The organism is Pseudoalteromonas sp. P1-26, assembly GCF_001401795.1.
Lineage (GTDB): Bacteria > Pseudomonadota > Gammaproteobacteria > Enterobacterales > Alteromonadaceae > Pseudoalteromonas.
This window is the reverse complement of sequence record NZ_LKDX01000004.1, coordinates 1-20,716: the sequence shown is the minus strand read 5'-3', so window position 1 is coordinate 20,716 and position 20,716 is coordinate 1. Positions and strand designations below refer to the sequence as shown.

At 41.5% G+C, this 20,716-nt stretch carries 15 protein-coding genes and 1 riboswitch; of the genes, 8 read left to right on the top strand and 7 right to left on the bottom strand.

Features of this window, described 5'->3' with window-relative positions:
- Positions 1-2 precede the first annotated feature (2 nt).
- The 5 genes from AN394_RS03640 to AN394_RS03620 all read left to right on the top strand — a co-directional run bounded on the left by AN394_RS03640 (position 3) and on the right by AN394_RS03620 (position 8,339).
- Positions 3-3,155, top strand: a complete 3,153-nt coding sequence (locus tag AN394_RS03640; protein ID WP_055020813.1) for an efflux RND transporter permease subunit — start codon at positions 3-5, stop codon at positions 3,153-3,155.
- Between the two features lie 157 nt (positions 3,156-3,312).
- Positions 3,313-4,929 carry a murein L,D-transpeptidase gene (locus tag AN394_RS03635; RefSeq protein ID WP_055020812.1) on the top strand — a complete coding sequence of 539 codons (1,617 nt, stop codon included), beginning with the start codon at positions 3,313-3,315 and terminating at the stop codon, positions 4,927-4,929.
- An 8-nt stretch (positions 4,930-4,937) separates the two neighbouring features.
- Complete coding sequence (locus AN394_RS03630; RefSeq protein WP_055020811.1) at positions 4,938-5,801, top strand: D-Ala-D-Ala carboxypeptidase family metallohydrolase; 864 nt, start codon at positions 4,938-4,940, stop codon at positions 5,799-5,801.
- A gap of 71 nt (positions 5,802-5,872) precedes the next feature.
- Entirely contained in the window at positions 5,873-6,874 is a 1,002-nt protein-coding gene (locus tag AN394_RS03625; protein ID WP_152968913.1) for an alpha/beta hydrolase, read from the top strand.
- A gap of 22 nt (positions 6,875-6,896) precedes the next feature.
- Entirely contained in the window at positions 6,897-8,339 is a 1,443-nt protein-coding gene (locus AN394_RS03620; RefSeq protein WP_055020809.1) for a serine hydrolase domain-containing protein, read from the top strand.
- 56 nt (positions 8,340-8,395) lie between these two features.
- Here AN394_RS03620 and ribB read toward each other — a convergent pair whose 3' ends face one another.
- Positions 8,396-9,049: a 3,4-dihydroxy-2-butanone-4-phosphate synthase gene (gene ribB / locus AN394_RS03615; protein ID WP_095209697.1), complete on the bottom strand. Its 654-nt coding sequence runs from the start codon at positions 9,047-9,049 to the stop codon at positions 8,396-8,398.
- 112 nt (positions 9,050-9,161) lie between these two features.
- Positions 9,162-9,309, bottom strand: a riboswitch (FMN riboswitch).
- Positions 9,310-9,356: 47 nt separating this feature from the next.
- The gene (locus AN394_RS03610) at positions 9,357-10,295 is read right to left on the bottom strand and encodes a LysR family transcriptional regulator (protein WP_055020808.1); all 939 of its coding nucleotides are present in this window, start codon (positions 10,293-10,295) and stop codon (positions 9,357-9,359) included.
- Between the two features lie 102 nt (positions 10,296-10,397).
- On the opposite strand from AN394_RS03610, the gene AN394_RS03605 reads away from it, so the two are divergent.
- Entirely contained in the window at positions 10,398-11,054 is a 657-nt protein-coding gene (locus AN394_RS03605) for a nitroreductase family protein (protein ID WP_055020867.1), read from the top strand.
- A gap of 36 nt (positions 11,055-11,090) precedes the next feature.
- On the opposite strand, the gene AN394_RS03600 is transcribed toward AN394_RS03605, so the two are convergent.
- From AN394_RS03600 to dapB, 5 genes are all read right to left on the bottom strand, one after another.
- Positions 11,091-12,134: a S66 peptidase family protein gene (locus tag AN394_RS03600; RefSeq protein ID WP_055020807.1), complete on the bottom strand. Its 1,044-nt coding sequence runs from the start codon at positions 12,132-12,134 to the stop codon at positions 11,091-11,093.
- A 118-nt stretch (positions 12,135-12,252) separates the two neighbouring features.
- Positions 12,253-12,729, bottom strand: a complete 477-nt coding sequence (greA, locus tag AN394_RS03595) for a transcription elongation factor GreA (protein ID WP_054561700.1) — start codon at positions 12,727-12,729, stop codon at positions 12,253-12,255.
- Positions 12,730-12,780: 51 nt separating this feature from the next.
- The gene (gene carB, locus AN394_RS03590) at positions 12,781-15,999 is read right to left on the bottom strand and encodes a carbamoyl-phosphate synthase large subunit (protein WP_055020806.1); all 3,219 of its coding nucleotides are present in this window, start codon (positions 15,997-15,999) and stop codon (positions 12,781-12,783) included.
- 16 nt (positions 16,000-16,015) lie between these two features.
- Positions 16,016-17,152, bottom strand: a complete 1,137-nt coding sequence (carA, locus tag AN394_RS03585; protein ID WP_055020805.1) for a glutamine-hydrolyzing carbamoyl-phosphate synthase small subunit — start codon at positions 17,150-17,152, stop codon at positions 16,016-16,018.
- A gap of 207 nt (positions 17,153-17,359) precedes the next feature.
- Complete coding sequence (gene dapB / locus AN394_RS03580; protein ID WP_055020804.1) at positions 17,360-18,157, bottom strand: 4-hydroxy-tetrahydrodipicolinate reductase; 798 nt, start codon at positions 18,155-18,157, stop codon at positions 17,360-17,362.
- A 280-nt stretch (positions 18,158-18,437) separates the two neighbouring features.
- Between dapB and AN394_RS03575 the strand changes: the two genes are divergently transcribed.
- Both AN394_RS03575 and AN394_RS03570 read left to right on the top strand, forming a co-directional pair.
- Positions 18,438-19,751: a Na+/H+ antiporter NhaC family protein gene (locus AN394_RS03575; RefSeq protein ID WP_054561704.1), complete on the top strand. Its 1,314-nt coding sequence runs from the start codon at positions 18,438-18,440 to the stop codon at positions 19,749-19,751.
- A 92-nt stretch (positions 19,752-19,843) separates the two neighbouring features.
- On the top strand, positions 19,844-20,626 hold the full coding sequence (locus AN394_RS03570; protein WP_054561705.1) for an outer membrane protein OmpK: 783 nt from the start codon (positions 19,844-19,846) through the stop codon (positions 20,624-20,626).
- The last annotated feature ends 90 nt before the right edge of the window (positions 20,627-20,716 follow it).

Genomic DNA, 20,716 nt, shown 5'->3' with positions numbered 1-20,716 from the left:
CCATGACCACGCACAGAGAAAAAGGGCTTATTGCCTGGTTTGCTCGCAACCCAGTAGCAGCAAACTTACTTATGATTTTCATTTTAGTGGGAGGCTTATTGACAGCAATGTCGGTGCGTAAGCAAATGTTCCCACAATTTGAAAGTAACTGGATCAGTATTCAAGCTGTTTATCCGGGGGCTGCGCCGCAAGAGGTAGAAGAAGGCATCACCATTAAGGTCGAAGAGTCATTAGAAGGTCTCGAAGGCATTAAACGTTTAATTACCTATTCGAACCGTGGTTTTTCACAAGCTTGGATAGAAATCGAAGAAAAGTACGATCCACAAGAAGTACTCGATGAAATCAAGATGCAGGTTGATTCAATCAATACCTTCCCTGCAGAGATGGAACGCCCAATTGTTCGCCGTGAAAAGTTTGAGCAAGAAGTGATGATACTCGCGCTGTATGGCGATATGAGTAACTACCAGCTCAAAGAACTTGGTAACGATATAAAAGATGAGCTACAAGCTTTACCACAAATTAACTTGGTCAACTTTTACAGTGGCTTAAACTACGAAATTGGCATTGAAATCAGCCCAGATAAACTACGTGAGTATGGTTTAACTTTCCGTGATATTGCCACAGCCGTTCGCAGCTTTTCTGCCAATATGTCTGCAGGTCAAATTCGCTCTGAAAATGGCTACATTTCGATGCGTGTTGAAAATCAAGCGTATCGTGGTAAAGAGTTCGAAAATCTGCCTTTATTACACTTACCAGATGGTGCACAAGTTTTCTTAGGTGATGTAGCAACAATTAATGACGGCTTTGAAGAAGGCTTACAATACTCTAAGTACAACGGTAAAAACTCACTAACTTTTGAAGTAAATGCTTCGAAAGATCAAGACATCACTAAAGTTGCTGCGGTATTAAAAAAATATCTAGCAGATAAAGCACCACAGTTACCAGCAGGCGTAAAGCTATCACCGATTGTTGATTTAACTTACTACCTTGAAGGTCGTCTAAACATGATGATCGACAACATGATTTGGGGTGGTATTTTAGTGATGGTGGTACTGGCGCTATTTTTACCACTACGCTTAGCGTTTTGGGTAATGATGGGCTTACCTGTGTCATTCCTAGGTGCATTTTTAATGATGCCACTGGGCTTTATTGATATCACTGTTAACTTAGCTTCTTTATTCGCATTTATACTGGTGCTCGGGATAGTCGTTGATGATGCTATCGTCGTCGGTGAGTCTGCCAGTGCTGAAATTGAAAAACACGGTCACAGCCTAGATAACGTAGTGCGCGGCGTAAAACGCGTTGCTATTCCTGCAACCTTTGGGGTGTTAACCACAATTGCCGCATTCTTACCACAAACATTGGCATCAGGACCTGGCTCTGCGTTTTCTAAAGCCATTGGTGGTGTAATTATCCTATGTTTAATTTTTTCATTAATTGAGTCAAAACTAATTTTACCGGCTCACTTAGCAGCCATGAAAAATAAACCTGCGAACCCTAAAAATCCATTACATCGCTTACGTTTAGGTATGGATAAAGGCCTCAAGAACTTTGTTGATAATTACTACACACCATTTATTGGTCGCTGTATTCATTACCGTTACACCGTGATTGTTGGCTTTATCTGTGTGCTTATTGTTAGTGGCGGTATGTTCGCTGGTGGCTTAGTGAAATTTGTTGCGAATCCTAAAATTCCACATGATTTCCCGCGTATCTCAGTCGAAATGAATTTATCTTCTTCTGAGCAAGCAACCCTTGAGACAGCGCAAACCATTGAAAAGCTGATTTTAGATGTCGATAAACAACTTGAAGAGCAATATGGTCAAGCGATGATCCGCGACTTATCGGTTAGTTTACGTGGTCGTACAAGTGCACGCATTATGGCGATTTTGGTCGAACCGGACTTACGCCCTATTGATACTTTCCAGTTAAGTGCAATGTGGCGCGAACAAATGCCACCACTGCCAGGTGTGAAAACGCTGAATATTGAAGACAGTATCATGAATGGCGGCCGTGATGACGGTGATGTTAGCTTTCGCTTAGAAGGCAAAGATATCAATAAGCTCAAAGAAGTGGCTGCAAAGTTAAAAGAAAAGCTAAATAGCATGCAAGGCGTAGGTGATGTAAATGACTCGCTCCAATCTGCAACTGACGAGGTTCAACTTGAACTTAAACCGCTTGCTTACAGCTTAGGGTTAACCCTTTCAGATGTGGCATCACAAGTTAGCTTTAGCTACTACGGTTTAGAAGCACAACGTATTTTACGTGACGGTGAAGAGATTAAAGTGATGATCCGCTACCCTCGTGAATCGCGAAACGCAGTAAGTGACATCACAGATGCACGTATCATTACACCAACGGGTGTTGAAGTACCGCTTGCTGAAGTTGCTAAAGTCAACATTGTAGATGGTGTAAACCGTATTCGTCGTGAAAACGCTAAACGTACTGTAAACGTTTGGGCTGCGGTTAACACAGACCAAGCTGAACCATTTGCCATTGCAAAAGAAATTCGTGACGAATACTTACCTAGCCTACTGAAAAGCTACCCTGGTGTAGAAAGTAATGTGGCAGGTCGTATTCAAGAAGAAATGGACAGTGTGGCAGAACAAGTACGTGATTTTGCTTTATCAATGATGATTATCTTTGCGTTACTTGCTATTCCACTACGTTCGTACTCACAGCCATTTATCATCATGTCGGTTATTCCATTTGGTGTCATTGGTGCAATGTTCGGTCATATGATTTTAGGTATGACAATGAGCAGCTTGTCAGTATTTGGTATTATCGCGGTTGCAGGTGTGGTCGTAAACGACTCGCTAGTGATGGTCGACTTTGTCAATAAAGCTCGCGCCGAAGGTGTAGCAATCAAAGAGGCTGTAATGCAAGCCGGTGCGCGTCGTTTTAGAGCGATATTACTGACCTCAATAACGACCTTTATTGGTGTATTACCAATCATTATGGAAACAAGCTTACAAGCAAAAATCGTTATCCCAATGGCTGTATCTCTAGCATTCGGGGTGTTATTTGCAACGGTCATTACGCTTATTTTAATCCCTTGTCAGTACGTCGCCTTAGAAGACTTTAAACGCTTAATTGGCAAGCTAAGAGGTAAAAAAGCAGAGCCAGAAGCAAAATTACAAACAACCAGTAATTAAACCCCTCTCAAAATCCCAACCGAACGCTTGGCAATAAATTTGCCAAGCGTTTTTTATTTAAAAAGATGTTCCTATAAATCGTATTGTTTTGCTAAGCTTAAATGAGCAAAAAAGAAACAATTCATCAAATTACTAAATACGTTATAAGGACATAGCTATGAAAATTCTACGCTACACAGCTTTGGTTAGTTGTTTATCCATTTGTATGCCTGTGCTGGCCGAAAACCAATACTTACAACAACAGCTTGAGCCTATTCTGATTGGTGAGTCTCACAGTATAGAAGGACAACAAATCCACTCCCCAGAAATGACCGTTGCTACTTATAAAGCAAATAGTTTTGAACGAGTGTGGGACAACGTAAAATATGCCAAGCAAGCGCTCAACTTAATTGCGCAAGCAGAACTTGAAGGGCTATCTCCTAACGACTATCACTTTGATACATTAATGGCGCTGGCCAGCGAAATAGATAAACGCGGAGCGGATGCCGTCGAAGCCCAGTTTGATGTACTAATGACAGATGCCGTCATGACCTATGCAAAACACTTAATTCGCGGAAAAGTAAACCCTAAACAACTAGCAGCCACATGGAACTATGAACAGTTTGATGTCAGCCCAGATGCTGCAGCGGCCTCATTACTTAAACATGTAAAATCCAAAAGCCTTGATAAGGGACTTGAAAACCTCAAGCCTGTTTTACCTCATTATAAGCGTTTAAAAGACGCCCTTGTGTTTTATCGAGAGCTTGATGCCACTGGCGAGTTACCTGACTTCGCACTGCAAAATAAAGTATTAAAACCCGGGCAATCAGACCCAGCAGTGCCGCTTTTAAGACAAAAGTTAAAACGACTAAAGTATTTTGACGGCAGTAACAGTGATGCTACTGATTATAACGATGAGCTAGTCGCAGCAGTTAAACGTTTTCAAAATGCCCATCAAGTTGCTGATGACGGTATAATTGGTAACGCCACTTTAAAACTACTCAACAAAGATTACAGTGAGTACGTTAATGATATTTTAGTAAACCTAGAGCGCATTCGTTGGGTTGATAACACGCTAACAGAGCGCTTCTTAGTGGTAAATATCGCAGGCTATTTGCTGTATTTGTTTGAAGACAACAAATTGAAATGGCAAACCAATGTAGTTGTAGGCAGAAACTACACCAAAACCCCAATATTTAAAGGGCAAATGAGCTATATCGTGATGAATCCAACGTGGACAGTACCGCGGAGTATTTCAGGTGGCATCATCAAAAAAATGAAAGAAAACCCAAACTACTTAAAAGAGAAAGATTTTGTAGTAGTTGATAGTCGCCGTAACCCAGTTGATAGCGAGAGTATTGATTGGCCGAATGCTAGCCGAAAAAACTTCCCGTATTGGTTTGTACAACAGCCTTCAGAGAATAATTCATTAGGGCAAATCAAGTTTATGTTCCCAAATAAATACTCAATCTATTTGCACGATACCCCTGCAAAAAGTTTATTCCAGCAAGACCAACGTGCATTTAGCCACGGCTGTGTAAGAGTTGATGATCCATTCACCTTAGCTGAGAAAATCTTAGAAACCTCGGATAATTGGAGCCGTAGTGAAATTGATGACGCCATTGCTGCAAAAGAAACTAAAAAAGTCAGCTTATCAAAACCGCTAGACGTACTTTTAATGTATTGGACCGTTGCGGGTAACGACGAAGGCCTACAATTTTATACCGACGTTTATAATCGCGATGGCGCGTTATTAAAAGCACTCACCACACCATTAGCAAACAATACAATTTAGAGGTCACTATGTATTTCAGCCGTATTATATTTAGTGTGTGCTTAGCGTTAACTACATGCTCTGTTGCTGCTATTGAATTAACTGATTCGCTGCACAGCCTTGTACTTGATGCAAAACAAGTTCTAACACTTGATAACACGGCTGATTTTGCTCCAACTGCAGTATCAGATGTTGAGACTGAGCGATTAGGGCCAAATAGCATTGCCGTTTATGCCCCAGAAAATGCAGGGTTTTATAGCCTAGTACTGAGTAACAACAAAACGAGCAAACGCTTACTCGTTATAGTGAAAAAACCATTCAATGCTAACAATAAGCAATTGAATAATTATCAAATAGGCCTCTACCCTGCCCCTTATAAAGGCTATACACAATACAGTGCGCCAAACGGGTTTATAGAAATTTTTGAGAAAGACTTATCGCGCCAGCTGACTCCTCATGTGCAAGTTAAAAACGTAATTTGTAAGCAATTGAGTGGCTTTCCAAAGTATCTTTATGTCAACAACGATGGCTTGATGATGCTCGAAGATCTGCTCAGGTTTGTACAAAATGAAGGGATTAAAGTCAGTAAATTTGCCTTTATCAGCGGCTATAGAACACCCCATTACAATCGCTCAATTGGTAATGGCAAACACAGCCGACACCAATACGGCGATGCCTTTGACCTATATATAGACGAAGATGGTGATGGCCGAATGGACGATTTAAACGGCGATGGCAAACTAACGGTTGCTGATGTTGATGTGCTTTATAAAGTGTTTGAAAAGTTCCAAAAACAGAGCCGCTATAATGGCGGTATTGGCCGCTATAAACCCGCCTCCCACCACGGTGGATTTGTTCACATAGATAACCGTGGATTTACCGCTAGGTGGTAATTGCAAGCTTCATATAACCCTTGAATAAATATTATCCAATTGCATTATTACTGCTTGATTGGTAAGTTGTTGTGATTAATGGAAATACTACAATAACAACAAAGGGAATTATGCGCTTTATCCTCTGCATTTTTTATATTTCAGTCCTTAGTGGTTGTCAGAGTTTTATTGCTTATCAAATCACTCAACCTGTAGAAGAAATATCTTACGGTGGCCCTGACGACCCAATGTTAAATACCGTTTACGAAGGTATACCTCACAAAACATGTAACACTACGCATAACTGTATAGCAGTTAGAATATTTTCCCATAATGATTTAATAGAATATTTTGAGCAAGGTGAACAATTTGGCATAACTTTTCAACTTAAATCAAAAGAGGAATTAGAAACATTTGAAACAGCTTTGACCTCTATAAATGGCGCCAAACGGAAAAACGATTCAGCGATTATAGTATTCCCAGGTTATGGTGTGAGTAGTTTGATTTATAGTTTTCAAGCCCGTTGGCTAAGTCATTTTACTGGCAAAGATGTCATCCTTATGCCTGCGAGCAATCAGTATAGTGAATTCAAGTTTGGTCTAAATAGTCTTGATGTATTAAAGCATTTTTTAAATACCAACCAATACCAACAAATTGATATTTTAAGTTATTCAATGGGCAGTATTGCCGCTATGCAACTTGCAAAGCAGATGCCTAATGTAAATCAACAAATTATGGTTGCACCAATGGTGCATTTTGACACCGCATTAATGTCCGTAGCTAAAAATTACCACCCAACCATAAGCTACTTTTTCAAAGATGATGATTTTAAAACCGCAGCAAAAAATGTGATTCACGACAGTGGTATTGATGAAACACAGCTTGATTTAATCGCACAACTGAACGACAAACAATCAGCTAATAGAACCACACTCTATGTTAGTAACGCAGACCCTATAAGCCCTGCTGATTATTGGCAAGCACTTCAAAATAAGAGTGTATCCATAGTGCATTACAGTAATTTAGATCACACCAGAATGGTAAGCCTTATCAACCAAGCCATGCGCAATGAGGTTTTACACCGACTAATGTAACCAACAAATAACAAGGACAGCAATGAACATACTCTTTAATAAGCTAAGGTTGCTCGTAGTTTTTTATTTACTGGCAATTTCAAGCCTCGCACATAGCCAAAACATGCAAGCAGAGATGGCTGACTTTATTAGTGGCTTTCATAACTTTAAGCAGTTTAATGGTAATGTATTAGTTGCTAAGGATGGAAAAGTACTGTTTGAACAAAGCGTTGGCTATGCCAACTTTGAATGGGATATAAGACATAGTAATAAAAGTAAATTTAGAATTGGTTCAATTACCAAACAATTTACCGCCATGTTAATTCTGCAATTGGCACAAGATGGAAAACTTAAACTCGATGATCACCTTGCAACATACCTCCCTGATTACAGAAAAGATATAGCCACTAAAATTACCCTTCGCCAAATACTTAATCACACCTCTGGTCTTGGAAATTATACTCAGGCAAAATCTTTTCGTGATGAGTACAGCCGAAACCCATACAGTGTTGATGAATTTATTCGCTTGCTATGTAGTGATGATCTAGTGTTCGAGCCTGGCACTGAATTTCGTTATAGCAACTCTGGCTATTTTATTTTGGGTGCGGTAATCGAAAAGGTAACAGGTCAAAAATATCAAGATGTATTACAGAAGAATATTTTAGATCCACTCGATATGAAGGATACAGGCTATGATTCTCACAATAAAATCATTAAATTTCGCGTATCGGGTTACGACAATGGCCTAGGAGGTTATAGCAATACTGATTATTTAGATATGTCTATCCCATATGCAGCAGGATCAATGTACTCAACAGCACGGGATTTACTAAAATGGGATCAAGCTCTCTACACGGATAAGTTATTGAACAAAGAGTATAAGAAACAGATGTATCAAGTTTCTGAGCAAAGAAATTATGCGCTTGGTTGGGAAGTTACAAACCTTGATAAAAGCACCTACGGAAAACCGCTAACCCGTATTCAACATGGCGGTGGCATCAATGGTTTTAATGCATTTATAAGTAGAATAATCGAAGACAAATTACTGGTTATTATTTTAAATAACACCGGTGGTGCGCCACTCACACCCATGACTAATGGCTTACTTGCAATCTACTATGGCAAACCCTACGAAAAAGCGACAGAGCATGTAGATAGTAAACTTTATAACGTATTTAAACGTGAAGGTATTGCAGGGTTAAAGAATACCTATCAGCAAATGGTGAGTGAGGGTAATACGCCTAGAGAAAGGTCGCTAAACTACTTTGGCTATGAATTAATGCAAATGGGTGAGCTAGGCGCCGCAATCACGGTGTTTGAACTCAATAATCAATCTTATCCAGAATCAGCAAATACATTTGACAGTTTAGGTGAAGCATATTTAGCAGAAGGTGATAAACAAAAAGCATTAGCAAGTTACAAAAGTGCGTTAAAACTTAATCCTGACAGTGAAAGTGCTAAACAAGCGATTGAGAAATTACAATAAATATAGGCCACAAAAGTGGCCTCACTTTTTGACTTACAGCTCAAAGCATAAAGCTTTTAACAAGCCTGTTTTTGCGTTGCTTGGATATAAGCAACTAAATCTTCAATCGATACAACGGGCATATTGTGCTCACAGGCAAACTTGCTAACTTCAGGCAAGCGAGCCATTGAACCATCTGGATTCGTTAATTCGCAAATAACACCAAACGGTGTTAAACCCGCTAACTGCATTAAATCAACCGATGCCTCAGTATGACCACGACGGACTAATACACCACCCGTTTGTGCACGCAGTCCAAACACATGCCCTGGGCGAGATAAATCTTCAGGCTTTGCATTGTCTGCTGTTGCCGCTTTAATGGTGGTTACACGATCAGCCGCAGAAACGCCAGTTGTCACGCCCGTTTTAGCTTCAATAGTCACTGTATAAGCTGTTTTGTTCTGGCTGGTGTTATGCTCAACCATTTGTGGTAAATCAAGCTGTTTAACACGCTCATCGCCCATGCAAAGACACACAATACCGCTGCCTTCACGGATCATCATGGCCATTTGCTCTGTGGTCAGGTGCTGTGCTGAGTACACAAAATCACCTTCGTTTTCACGGTTTTCGTCATCTACTACAAGCACGCCTTCACCCTGCTGCAAAGCAGCAATAGCACGTTCAACGCGTTCAAGTGGTTCGCCAAATTGGCTGAGTAAAGAAGACTGAATCATCATTTTTAATACCTATTAAATTAAATATGAAAAGATTCAGGACATTGAAAGGCACAGCAAAAAAGACCACCCGCAGGCAGCCAATTACTGTTTTATAGATTTTCTACATCATCTTTCTCTTTCATCCGGACTATCACCGTCGGCTCTGGCCTCTCACCAGATCTGCTGACCTTCAACCAAAGTTAAAGCGCTCGCGGGCTCACTTTATTTCAAAGTATACCGCCGGTGGGGAATTTCACCCCGCCCTGAGAATGTTGCTTAATCAATAAGATGAATAAGCCAAGCTATTCTATACCTAAAATAATTAGTTATCGAGTACCCGCTTATCTAATATGCCTTTTTCAATCAGTTGATTGAGTATCGCCTTGGTTTTTTCTCGGCATATATCACGCACTAGACGAACCGCGGGTGTAATAGATTGTCGACTTGGGCATATTAGCCAAAGCTCTGCACATAAGTGAGGATAATTTTGCATCACGGGCACTACCCGCCCACTTAGTAAATCATCACTGATATCAATGCAAGATTTAACCGCTAGGCCTTTACCAGCCACACACCAACGCCTTACCAAATCGCCATCATTAGATGCTCTACGGCCTTGCATTTTCACCTTAAAACGCTCGGTTCCATCGGTAAATTCCCAGACATTATTGATGATATCTTGCAGTTGATAAAATAGGCCTTGATGCTGATTTAATTCATCGGGATGTGTCGGCGCGCCATGTTCGGCAATGTACTCTGGGGTTGCACATAACAGCCGCGGAACATTACAAATTTTAAAGCCATATAAATTTGAGTCGGATGGCGAGCCATACCTAAGTGCAAAATCAACGGAGTCTCGGTAAAAGTCGACATTACTATCGCTAATATGCGGGCGCATACTCAGCTTTGGATACTCATCAAGTAACTCATCTAACCATGGGATAATGATGTTGCGGCCTAAGTCTGAAGATAATGCGACTCTTAGCTCCCCATCAATTTCATCATGCTCACCTTTTAAGGCAAGTGTGGCTTGGTCTAGCATGAGCACTGCTTGCTGACACAGAGGTAAAAAGCGCTCCCCAGCCGCAGATAACCGCAAATGACGAGTTGTACGAACAAATAACTCAGCACCCAGCGCTGCTTCAACACGCTTAATAGCAGCGCTGGCGGTAGCGGCTCGCATGTCTAATTTGGCTGCTGCGGTTGTAATACTACGAAACTCAGCAACCTTGAGGATTAATTTGAGATCTTCAACCAACATATTAACTAAAAATTTTTGATAATGTTTATTCGATTATGCGCTTTATCGTATAGTATGCAAGGCGTAAACTGCACCTAAATGTTATACATGCGGGAGCAAATCATGACACACCCAATCATTTCAGACTTACAACGCCGTTATACAAGTAAACGTTACGACGCTTCAAAACAAATTAGCCAAGCAGACTTAGCTGTAATTTTAGAAGCATTACGCCTGTCGCCATCGTCTATTAATTCTCAACCATGGAAATTTGTGGTAATTGAATCAGAGCAAGGTAAACAGCGTCTGCATGATAGTTTTGCAAATAAGTTTCAATTTAACCAAGTTCATGCAAAAGCGGCATCACACACCATTTTATTTGCTTATAACCCAAGCTATAAACGTGCTGATTATGAAAAAGTAATTGATGCCGATATTGCTAATGGCCGTACAAAAGCTGAAAACAAAGAGCAGGCTTTTGGTGCCTTCGCCTTTGTTGATTTAAATACAGATGAGCAAGGTGATAACGCCGCTTGGACTAAAGCTCAAACCTACATTGCATTAGGTAATACCATGCACACAGTGGCTCGTTTAGATTTAGATTCAACACCGATGGAAGGTGTCGATAAAGACTTACTCGGTGAGCTATTCGCTGATGAGTTAGATGGTTATGTATGTGAAGTGGCACTCGCTATTGGTTATCACGAGCCAGAGCAAGATTATAATGCTGCATTACCAAAATCGCGTTTAGATAAAGATGCGGTAATTACTGTAGTTTAAAGCCTAAAGATTATGCAGGCTTGGCCTGCATAATTGTTATTTAAGGTCAGTCTTCACAACCACATTACTCGCCATACCTTCACACAAATCTGCAGTAATTGTGGCAACAGCACCATTAATTAATGCTAAATTTGGGGCTACGTGGCCAATGTCGGCATCAACGATAACTGGGAACAAATTGCCTTTAAATGCAAGTTCTATTGCTTGGTATTCATCGAAGTAGCAGTCGTTATTAATTGCAGGGCTGCGGCCAAATACCACAGCATTTACATCAGTAAAAACATCATTCAACTTTAACGATAACAAACAACGTGCAAGGGCCATCGGACTAAGCTCTGCATTTTCTAGGTATAAAATTAACCCCTCTGGTGCATACTGTTTTTTAAACTCATGCAATGCATAGTAATTTGAGGGTAGCAACAGACCTAACGTATCTAAACAACCGCCAATTAATCGCCCAGACACTTCAATTTGGCGTTTATCTTTATAGTTAATACATCGCCATTGGCTAGGAGCAGTATAGTCAAATTGAGCCTCTGGCTTAGCTTTATAATCAATTGGTTTTTGCTGATAAAATGGCGACGCGACTTGATGGAGTTGCTGTTTTTCTTCAAGCGACATGGCACTGAATATATTTGCTAAATAAACATCGGGATCGTCAGGGTGAATTTGCATTAAATTTGCAGCGTGCAAAGTTGCCCAGCCACAACGAGTTGTTAATGCACATGCAAACGTGCTGATATCAGAAAAGCCAACCAACCACTTAGGCCTTGCTTTACTTATCGCATTGAAATCCAGAAGAGGTAAAATTTCCATGGTGAGATCGCCCCCCCATGGCGGCATGATGGCTGCGATTGAATCATCAGTTAAATACTGCATTAGCTCATCAGCACGTTGCTTTGCACTGTTGTGTGACTGACGTAAGCAGGCACCTTCAATAACAGTAAAACCTTTGGCTGTTAAGCCATTAAGTACTATGTCTAAGCGCCCATAAAAGGCTTTATCAACACCAGATGAAAAAGCACATATGGCTATTTTATCACCTTGCTCAAGCGGTTTAGGATACTGAATTTTCGCCATTATTACTCCTTCATTACGACTGTCTTGTAGCCAACGTACCGAATAAATTCACGCCTGTAAACAGGCATAAAAAAACCGCAGTATGAACTGCGGTTTTTCTCAATGCTTGGTTAAGCTACTAAATATACTCAACTTCAATGATTTCGTACTCTACTTCACCGTTTGGTGTTTTAATGATAACGGCATCATCTACCTCTTTACCAATTAAACCACGCGCGATTGGTGAGTTAACAGAAATCAGGTTATTTTTGATATCTGCTTCGTCATCGCCTACGATTCGGTATTTTACTTCAGCATCGGTTTCAACATTAACGATAGTAACCGTTGTGCCAAAAATAACTTTACCTGTGTTAGGCATTTTAGTTACATCAATGATTTGCACATTTGAAAGCTTCGCTTCAATTTCTTGAATACGGCCTTCGCAGAAACCTTGTTGCTCACGAGCAGCATGGTATTCAGCGTTTTCTTTCAAATCACCGTGCTCACGTGCTTCAGCGATATCAGCAACGATTTTTGGACGGGTAACTGTTTTTAATTCGTTAAGTTCTTCGCGCAGTAATGCTGCACCACGAACTGTCATCGGAATTGATTGCATATTATTCTCACTTAATCCCAAGGGCGATTGCCTCGCCCTTGGCACATTTCCTTAGTTCATTCGCTGATGTAGTTCCTGAACTGACGTCACCTTGCTACGGTCGTCTGCTTGGTTTGCAGTACAGTTAGCAAATGCCGCGTTCAGAGTCGTTGTGTAGTTAGTCTTATGCTGTAACGCACCACGACGTAACACCTTCGAATCTTCAATCGCTTGGCGGCCTTCAGTAGTGTTTACAATGTAGCTGTATTCACCATTTTTAATTCTATCAAGAATATGAGGACGACCTTCGTATACTTTATTCACGCGACGAACTGCAATGCCTGCTTCTTCAAGTGCTTTTGCAGTGCCACCTGTCGCATCTAGCTCGAAACCAAGATCAGTCATGGTTTTAGCTAGTTCAACGATACGTGGTTTGTCACTGTTGCGTACCGATAGTAACGCGCGACCACCGCGTGGTAAAGTGTTGCTTGCACCTAATTGTGCTTTTGCGAATGCTTCGGCGAAAGTTTCACCAACACCCATTACCTCACCCGTTGAGCGCATTTCTGGGCCACGGATTGGGTCAACACCTTGGAACTTAGCAAATGGCAGTACCACTTCTTTTACGCTGTAGTAAGGAGGGATTACTTCTTTTGTAATACCTTGGCTTGCTAGCGACTGACCCGCCATACAACGTGCCGCTACTTTAGCAAGTGCGATACCTGTCGCTTTAGAAACAAACGGTACTGTACGCGCAGCACGTGGGTTTACTTCGATTAAGTAAACTTTACCGTCTTTCACAGCAAACTGAGTATTCATCAGACCTACTACGCCAAGCTCTAGTGCCATATCAGTCACTTGCTTACGCATTACGTCTTGTACTTCAGCAGTTAGTGAGTGAGCTGGTAATGAACACGCTGAGTCACCTGAGTGAACACCTGCTTGCTCAATGTGCTCCATGATACCACCGATGATTACTTGCTCACCGTCACAGATAGCATCAACGTCAACTTCGATTGCGTTATCTAAGAAGTGGTCAAGTAGTACTGGCGCTTCATTTGACGCTGATACTGCTTCTGTCATGTAACGACGTAAATCGTCTTCATCATAAACTACTTCCATTGCGCGACCACCTAATACATATGAAGGACGTACAACAAGTGGGAAGCCGATTTCAGCAGACTTAACAATCGCTTCTTCTAAAGAAGTAACCGTTGCATTCTCTGGTTGAAGAAGATCTAGACGCTCAACAAGCTGTTGGAAACGCTCACGGTCTTCTGCACGGTCGATTGCATCTGGTGAAGTACCAATAACTGGCACACCATTCGCTTCAAGTTCACGAGCAAGTTTCAGTGGTGTTTGACCACCGTACTGAACGATAACACCTTTTGGCTTTTCAACGCGTACGATTTCTAATACATCTTCAAGCGTGATTGGCTCGAAGAATAAGCGATCTGATGTGTCGTAGTCAGTTGAAACAGTTTCAGGGTTACAGTTAACCATAATTGTTTCATAGCCGTCTTCACGTAAAGCTAATGCTGCGTGAACACAACAGTAATCGAATTCGATACCTTGACCGATACGGTTAGGACCACCACCGATTACCATGATTTTATCTTTTTCAGATGGATTCGCTTCACATTCTTCATCATAAGATGAGTACATGTAAGCTGTGTCTGAGCTGAACTCTGCAGCACACGTATCAACGCGCTTATATACAGGCACGATATCTAACTGGTGACGCTTCTTACGAATTTCTGCTTCAGAAACACCGGCAATTTCAGCGATACGCGCATCAGCAAAACCTTTACGCTTAAGCTTGCGTAAAAACTCAGCATTTAAACCAGCCATACCTACTTCGCTGATTGTTGCTTCGTCTTTTAAGATGTCTTCGATTTGTACTAAGTACCAAGGGTCAATCTTAGTTAATTCGAATACGTCTTCTACGCTCATACCGTGACGCATTGCATCAGCAACGTACCAAATACGCTCAGCACCTGGCTCACGTAATTCACGGATGATTTTTTCTTTTGCTTTCGGATCATCAAGGGCAACAATTGGGTTAAAGCCCGTTGCGCCTACTTCAAGACCACGTAATGCTTTATGCAGTGACTCTTGTTGGTTACGACCAATTGCCATCACTTCACCCACAGATTTCATCTGTGTTGTTAGACGGTCGTTTGAACCTGCGAATTTTTCGAAGTTAAAACGTGGGATCTTAGTAACAACGTAGTCAATTGACGGCTCGAAAGACGCTGGTGTTTTACCGCCAGTGATGTCGTTTTGTAGCTCATCAAGGGTGTAACCTACTGCTAGTTTTGCAGCGATTTTCGCAATTGGGAAACCCGTTGCTTTTGATGCTAGTGCTGAAGAACGCGATACACGTGGGTTCATCTCGATGATAACCATACGGCCATCAACTGGATTCACACCAAACTGTACGTTTGAACCACCTGTTTCCACACCGATTTCACGAAGTACCGCCATCGATGCATTACGCATGATTTGGTATTCTTTATCAGTTAGTGTTTGCGCAGGAGCAACCGTGATTGAGTCACCAGTGTGAACACCCATAGGGTCAAAGTTTTCGATAGAACATACGATGATACAGTTGTCGTTTTTGTCACGAACAACTTCCATTTCGTACTCTTTCCAACCGATTAATGATTCATCGATTAAAAGTTCATTTGTTGGTGATAAATCTAAACCACGCTCACAAATTTCATCAAATTCTTCTTGGTTATATGCAACACCACCACCGGTACCACCCATAGTGAATGATGGACGAATGATACATGGGAAACCGATACGGCTAAGTACATCGTGTGCTTCTTCCATTGAGTGAGCGATTTCTGCACGCGGACACTCAAGGCCAATGTTCTTCATTGCTACGTCAAAACGCTCACGGTTTTCAGCTTTATCGATTGCATCAGCAGTTGCACCGATTAACTCAACACCGTGTTTTGCCAGTACGCCGTGCTTATCTAAATCAAGTGCACAGTTTAATGCTGTTTGACCACCCATAGTAGGCAGTACTGCATCTGGCTTTTCTTTTTCAATGATTTTCTCTACCACTTCCCAGTGAATTGGCTCGATGTACGTCGCATCCGCCATTTCAGGGTCAGTCATGATAGTTGCAGGGTTCGAGTTTACAAGAATTACTCGAAAGCCTTCTTCTCGTAGTGCTTTACACGCTTGTGCACCAGAGTAGTCAAATTCACAAGCTTGACCGATTACGATCGGGCCTGCGCCTAAGATAAGAATGCTTTTTATGTCGGTACGTTTTGGCATTGTTACTCCGGTTAAATTAGTTAGAACGTGCTTGCATCAAATCGATGAAGTGGTCAAATAATGGCGCCGCATCATGTGGACCTGGGCTTGCTTCAGGGTGACCTTGGAAGCTAAATGCAGGCTTATCTGTGCGGTGAATACCTTGTAGCGTGCCATCGAATAAAGAAACGTGAGTTGCACGTAAATTCGCTGGTAATGTTGCTTCGTCAGCTGCGAAACCGTGGTTTTGCGCTGTGATCATTACAACATTGCGGTCAAGGTCTTTAACTGGGTGGTTACCACCGTGGTGACCAAACTTCATTTTCACCGTTTGTGCACCTGAAGCAAGTGCAAGTAATTGGTGACCTAAACAGATACCAAAAATTGGCGTGTCTGTTTCTAGGAAAGTTTTAATTGCTTCAATCGCGTATGTACACGGCTCAGGGTCGCCTGGGCCATTTGATAAGAAGATACCGTCTGGGTTTAATGCCAGTACGTCTTCTGCAGATGTTTGTGCAGGAACAACGGTTAATTTACAACCGCGGTCAACTAACATACGTAAGATATTACGTTTAACACCGAAGTCATAAGCAACAACGTGGAACTTCTCGTCTGCTGCTTCTAGCGTTTTAAAGCCTGAACCTAACGTCCAGCTTGATTCGCGCCACTCAAAATTTTCCTTGGTTGAGACAACTTTTGCTAAATCCATGCCTTTTAAGCCTGGGAAGGCTTGCGCAGCTTCAAGCGCTTTATTCTCATCTAACTCGTCGCCTGCAATGATACAACCATTTTGAGCGCCTTTATCACGTAAGATACGTGTTAATTTACGAGTGTCGATGTCAGCAATACCTAAGATATTGCGTTCTTTTAAGTAATCACTTAACGATTGCTCGTTACGGAAATTACTTGCTAGCAGTGGCAAATCACGGATCACTAGGCCTTTAGCCCAGATTTGACCCGCTTCTTCGTCTTCGCTGTTAGTACCCGTATTACCGATATGTGGGTACGTCAAAGTTACGATTTGTTCCGCGTATGAAGGGTCAGTCAAAATTTCTTGATAACCAGTCATAGACGTATTGAATACTACTTCACCGACTGACATGCCGTCAGCGCCGATTGCAGTACCGCGAAACACTGTGCCGTCTTCTAGGACTAACAGAGCGGATTTAGTCAAGTTAACCTCCTAACAGTAAAAAACGGGAGTAAAGTCATTTGCTCTACTGCCCGTTTATAGCGATTGGAAACACGCATTTATGAATTTTTGGCAAATTGGCGCTATTCTACAGTAAATTAGCATTCAGATCTAATCTTAATTAATAAAATAGTAAAAATAAGCGTTATTAACTAAAAATTCACTGAAACTGCCAAAAAAGAAACTAAACTACTTCAAGTCAAGCACATCTTGCATGTCATAAAGTCCAGCTGGTTTATTTTTCAACCAGCCCGCAGCTCTTACAGCACCTAATGCGAAGGTCATTCTTGAACTTGCTTTATGACTTAATTCTAGCCTTTCGCCAGAAGTTGCGAAATATGCGGTGTGTTCACCTACTATATCTCCGCCTCTCATGACTGAATAACCGATTTCATTTTGCAATTTTGCGTGTTCGTCATTGCTTCTATCAAAACGCGCGACTTCATCATGCTGCCAACCTTTTGCCTCGGCAATAGCTTCACCAATTGCCAATGCAGTTCCTGATGGCGCATCGATTTTGTGACGATGGTGGGCCTCAAATATTTCGATATCCATATCATCGCCAAACTTCACAGCCGCAGTCTGCACTAAGTTAAGCAGTAAATTCACACCTACGCTATAGTTGCGGGCAAAAACAATCGGAATGTGTTTCGCCGCTTCATGAAGCGCATCAAGATCATCTTGGTTAAGGCCCGTAGTACCAATAACCATGGCGATATTTTTTTCGACCGCTGTTTTTAAATGGTTGCGCATTCCTGCCGGTAAAGTGAAATCAATCAATACATCTGCATCTTTTACGTCTGTTTCTTTACTAAATGATACATCTGCTGATGCAGCGCTGTTTAATTGATTAACCGCAATATCTAAAAGTGGCGAGTTATCACGCACGTACGCGCCCGTTAATGTTGCGTCATCTTTTTTTGAGACAGCTTCTAAAAGTGCAAGTCCCATGCGGCCGTTTGCGCCAAATACACCTATGCGGTTCATATAGTTACCTTATCTATTCTTCTTAGCTGGCTGGATTTTATCGAAAACTCATGTAATAGTCAGGTTAGCTTATAAAAAATACAGAGCTAATTTTAGATTTATTAATAGAACAACAATAATAACAGATAGTCTTTGCATTTAGCCATCTATACATTTAAACTTCTTCCTTTGCGCCGATTTGGTCTTTGGCTTGCGGGCGCTGTTGTTGTCTTTTAGACACAACTAAATACAGCTAAAAGAAGTGTTTGGCTGTGTTATTGGTTATCTAACGAGGAATATGATGCAGCCATCATTTAATAAAACAAAAGCAAAACTTTCTTTGCTGCCGCTTTTGGTGTTTGTCGGCTTATTTTTAGGCGCTGGCTTATACTTACAGTCTCAAGGTGTCGATTACGCCTTCTATCAATTGCCTGCTCCTGTTGCAATTTTGCCAGCCATCATGCTGGCGTTTATCTTAAATAAAAATACCATCAACCACAGTGTTGAAACCTTTATTAAAGGTGCTGGCCATAGCAACATTATCACTATGTGTTTGATTTATCTGCTGGCAGGTGCGTTTTCTGCGGTTGCTGGTGCGACCGGTGGTGTTGATGCCGTAGTTAATGCCGGTTTATCACTTATTCCACCTGCTCTGTTACTACCAGGGTTATTTTTAATTGCTGCGGTAGTGTCGACTGCGATGGGTACTTCAATGGGTACTATCGGTGCGATTGGCCCGATTGCTTATGCCGTCGCCCAAAAAACAGGCATTGATCCATCTCTGATGGCAGGCACGATTGTATCAGGTGCCATGTTTGGTGATAACTTATCAATCATCTCTGACACAACTATTGCTGCAACCCGCACGCAAGGCTGTGAAATGAAAGATAAATTTCGTGAGAACTTAAAAATCGCCTTACCTGCTGCGGCATTAACTATCGGCTTGTTATTCTTCTTAACGCCTGCAGCAGAAGCTGTAGAGACACAAGACTTCGATATCTTACTAGTATTACCTTATGCCTTTATCTTAGTGCTCGCGGTAATGGGCTTTAACGTATTCGTGGTGCTGTTTAGCGGTATAATCTTCGCTGCACTTATGGGCTTTACTGGCAGCTATGAAGGTGCAAGCTTTGTAAAAGATGTTTATAAAGGCTTTACTGATATGCAGGAAATTTTCTTGCTATCGATGTTTATTGGCGGTCTTTCAGAGTTTATCCGTATTAATGGTGGTCTTGATTATATTGCTAACAAAATTCAGGCAATTACAAAAATCATTGCAAAATGGCACCGTAAAGTAGCAGATCAATTAGGTATTGCTGCACTGGTTATGACTAGTAACTTATGTATTGCCAATAATACAGTATCTATTATTGTTGCAGGCCCAATTGCTAAAAAATTAGCAGATGATGGCGAAATTACAGGCAAGCGTTCAGCAAGCTTACTTGATATTTTTGCTTGTGTTACGCAAGGCTCATTGCCGTATGGCGCACAAGCACTTCTACTCGGCGCAACATTCAAAATTAGCCCATGGGAAGTCTCTACCTCTTCTTACTACTGCTTTATTCTTGCCTTTACTGCCGTTGCAGTAATTTGCTTACGCAGAAATAAAGCATAAGTTAAATAATTTTTCTCAAGATACGCCCAAATATGGGCGTATCTGCTATAATCCAACCTTTGTATCCCCCTTTACACCATCAATATTGAGATATGAACTTGAAAAAGATCCTTTCTGTTGCTGCGCTTTGTGCAGTAAGTACTTCGAGCTATGCCGCTAATTGGAGCTCTACGCAATTACACGTTAATAACGGTGAACACAAAAACCCGTTTTCATTAACTAAGTCAAATACCACGGTTGTATCACTACAGCATGCCTCTGGTTATGACTATGGCGACAATTTCTTTTTTATTGATTACAGCAATGACGACCGTCAAGATGGCTATCAAGATAAAGACTTTTACGGCGAGTGGTATTCAACATTTAGCTTATCAAAAATCTCTGGCAGTGATTTTTCATACGGCGCAATTGCTGATGTGGGTTTAACGGCAGGTTTTAATGCCGCAGGTGACTCGAAAGTTCTTAAGTATTTACCTGGTGTAAAGCTTAGCTGGCAAGCACCGGGCTTTAGCTTTTTATCTACTTTATTTACCGCTTACATCGATGACAGTGAAGGCGTAGCACGCGGTGGTGCACCAACTGAAACAAACAGCTGGATGATTGATGTTGCTTGGGGCTACCCATTCACTATTGGCTCACAAAAGTTCAACGTAACAGGCCATGTTGAATATATTGCAGAGCGTGAAAATGAATTTGGTGAAGACGTTAAAGCATGGATTTTAGCGCAGCCAATCATCACCTGGGATTTAGGTCACGCAATGAGCATGAAAGAAAATACGCTACTGCTAGGCCTTGAATGGCAATATTGGCACAACAAGCTAGGTACAGACACAACTGAGTCAGTACCCCAACTTCACGTTGAGTGGACGTTCTAATAAGCTGAAAGCTGAAAGCTGAAAGCTGAAAGCTGAAAGCTGAAAGCTGAAAGCTGAAAGCTGAAAGCTGAAAGCTGAAAGCTGAAAGCT

Bases quoted from the DNA above. Each gene is read 5' to 3' on its own strand.
- AN394_RS03640 (WP_055020813.1), top strand. From the start codon at position 3: ATGACCACGCACAGAGAAAAAGGGCTTATTGCCTGGTTTGCTCGCAAC.
- AN394_RS03635 (WP_055020812.1), top strand. From the start codon at position 3,313: ATGAAAATTCTACGCTACACAGCTTTGGTTAGTTGTTTATCCATTTGT.
- AN394_RS03630 (WP_055020811.1), top strand. From the start codon at position 4,938: ATGTATTTCAGCCGTATTATATTTAGTGTGTGCTTAGCGTTAACTACA.
- AN394_RS03620 (WP_055020809.1), top strand. From the start codon at position 6,897: ATGAACATACTCTTTAATAAGCTAAGGTTGCTCGTAGTTTTTTATTTA.
- AN394_RS03610 (WP_055020808.1), bottom strand. From the start codon at position 10,295: ATGTTGGTTGAAGATCTCAAATTAATCCTCAAGGTTGCTGAGTTTCGT.
- AN394_RS03605 (WP_055020867.1), top strand. From the start codon at position 10,398: ATGACACACCCAATCATTTCAGACTTACAACGCCGTTATACAAGTAAA.
- AN394_RS03600 (WP_055020807.1), bottom strand. From the start codon at position 12,134: ATGGCGAAAATTCAGTATCCTAAACCGCTTGAGCAAGGTGATAAAATA.
- greA (WP_054561700.1), bottom strand. From the start codon at position 12,729: ATGCAATCAATTCCGATGACAGTTCGTGGTGCAGCATTACTGCGCGAA.
- carB (WP_055020806.1), bottom strand. From the start codon at position 15,999: ATGCCAAAACGTACCGACATAAAAAGCATTCTTATCTTAGGCGCAGGC.
- dapB (WP_055020804.1), bottom strand. From the start codon at position 18,157: ATGAACCGCATAGGTGTATTTGGCGCAAACGGCCGCATGGGACTTGCA.
- AN394_RS03575 (WP_054561704.1), top strand. From the start codon at position 18,438: ATGCAGCCATCATTTAATAAAACAAAAGCAAAACTTTCTTTGCTGCCG.
- AN394_RS03570 (WP_054561705.1), top strand. From the start codon at position 19,844: ATGAACTTGAAAAAGATCCTTTCTGTTGCTGCGCTTTGTGCAGTAAGT.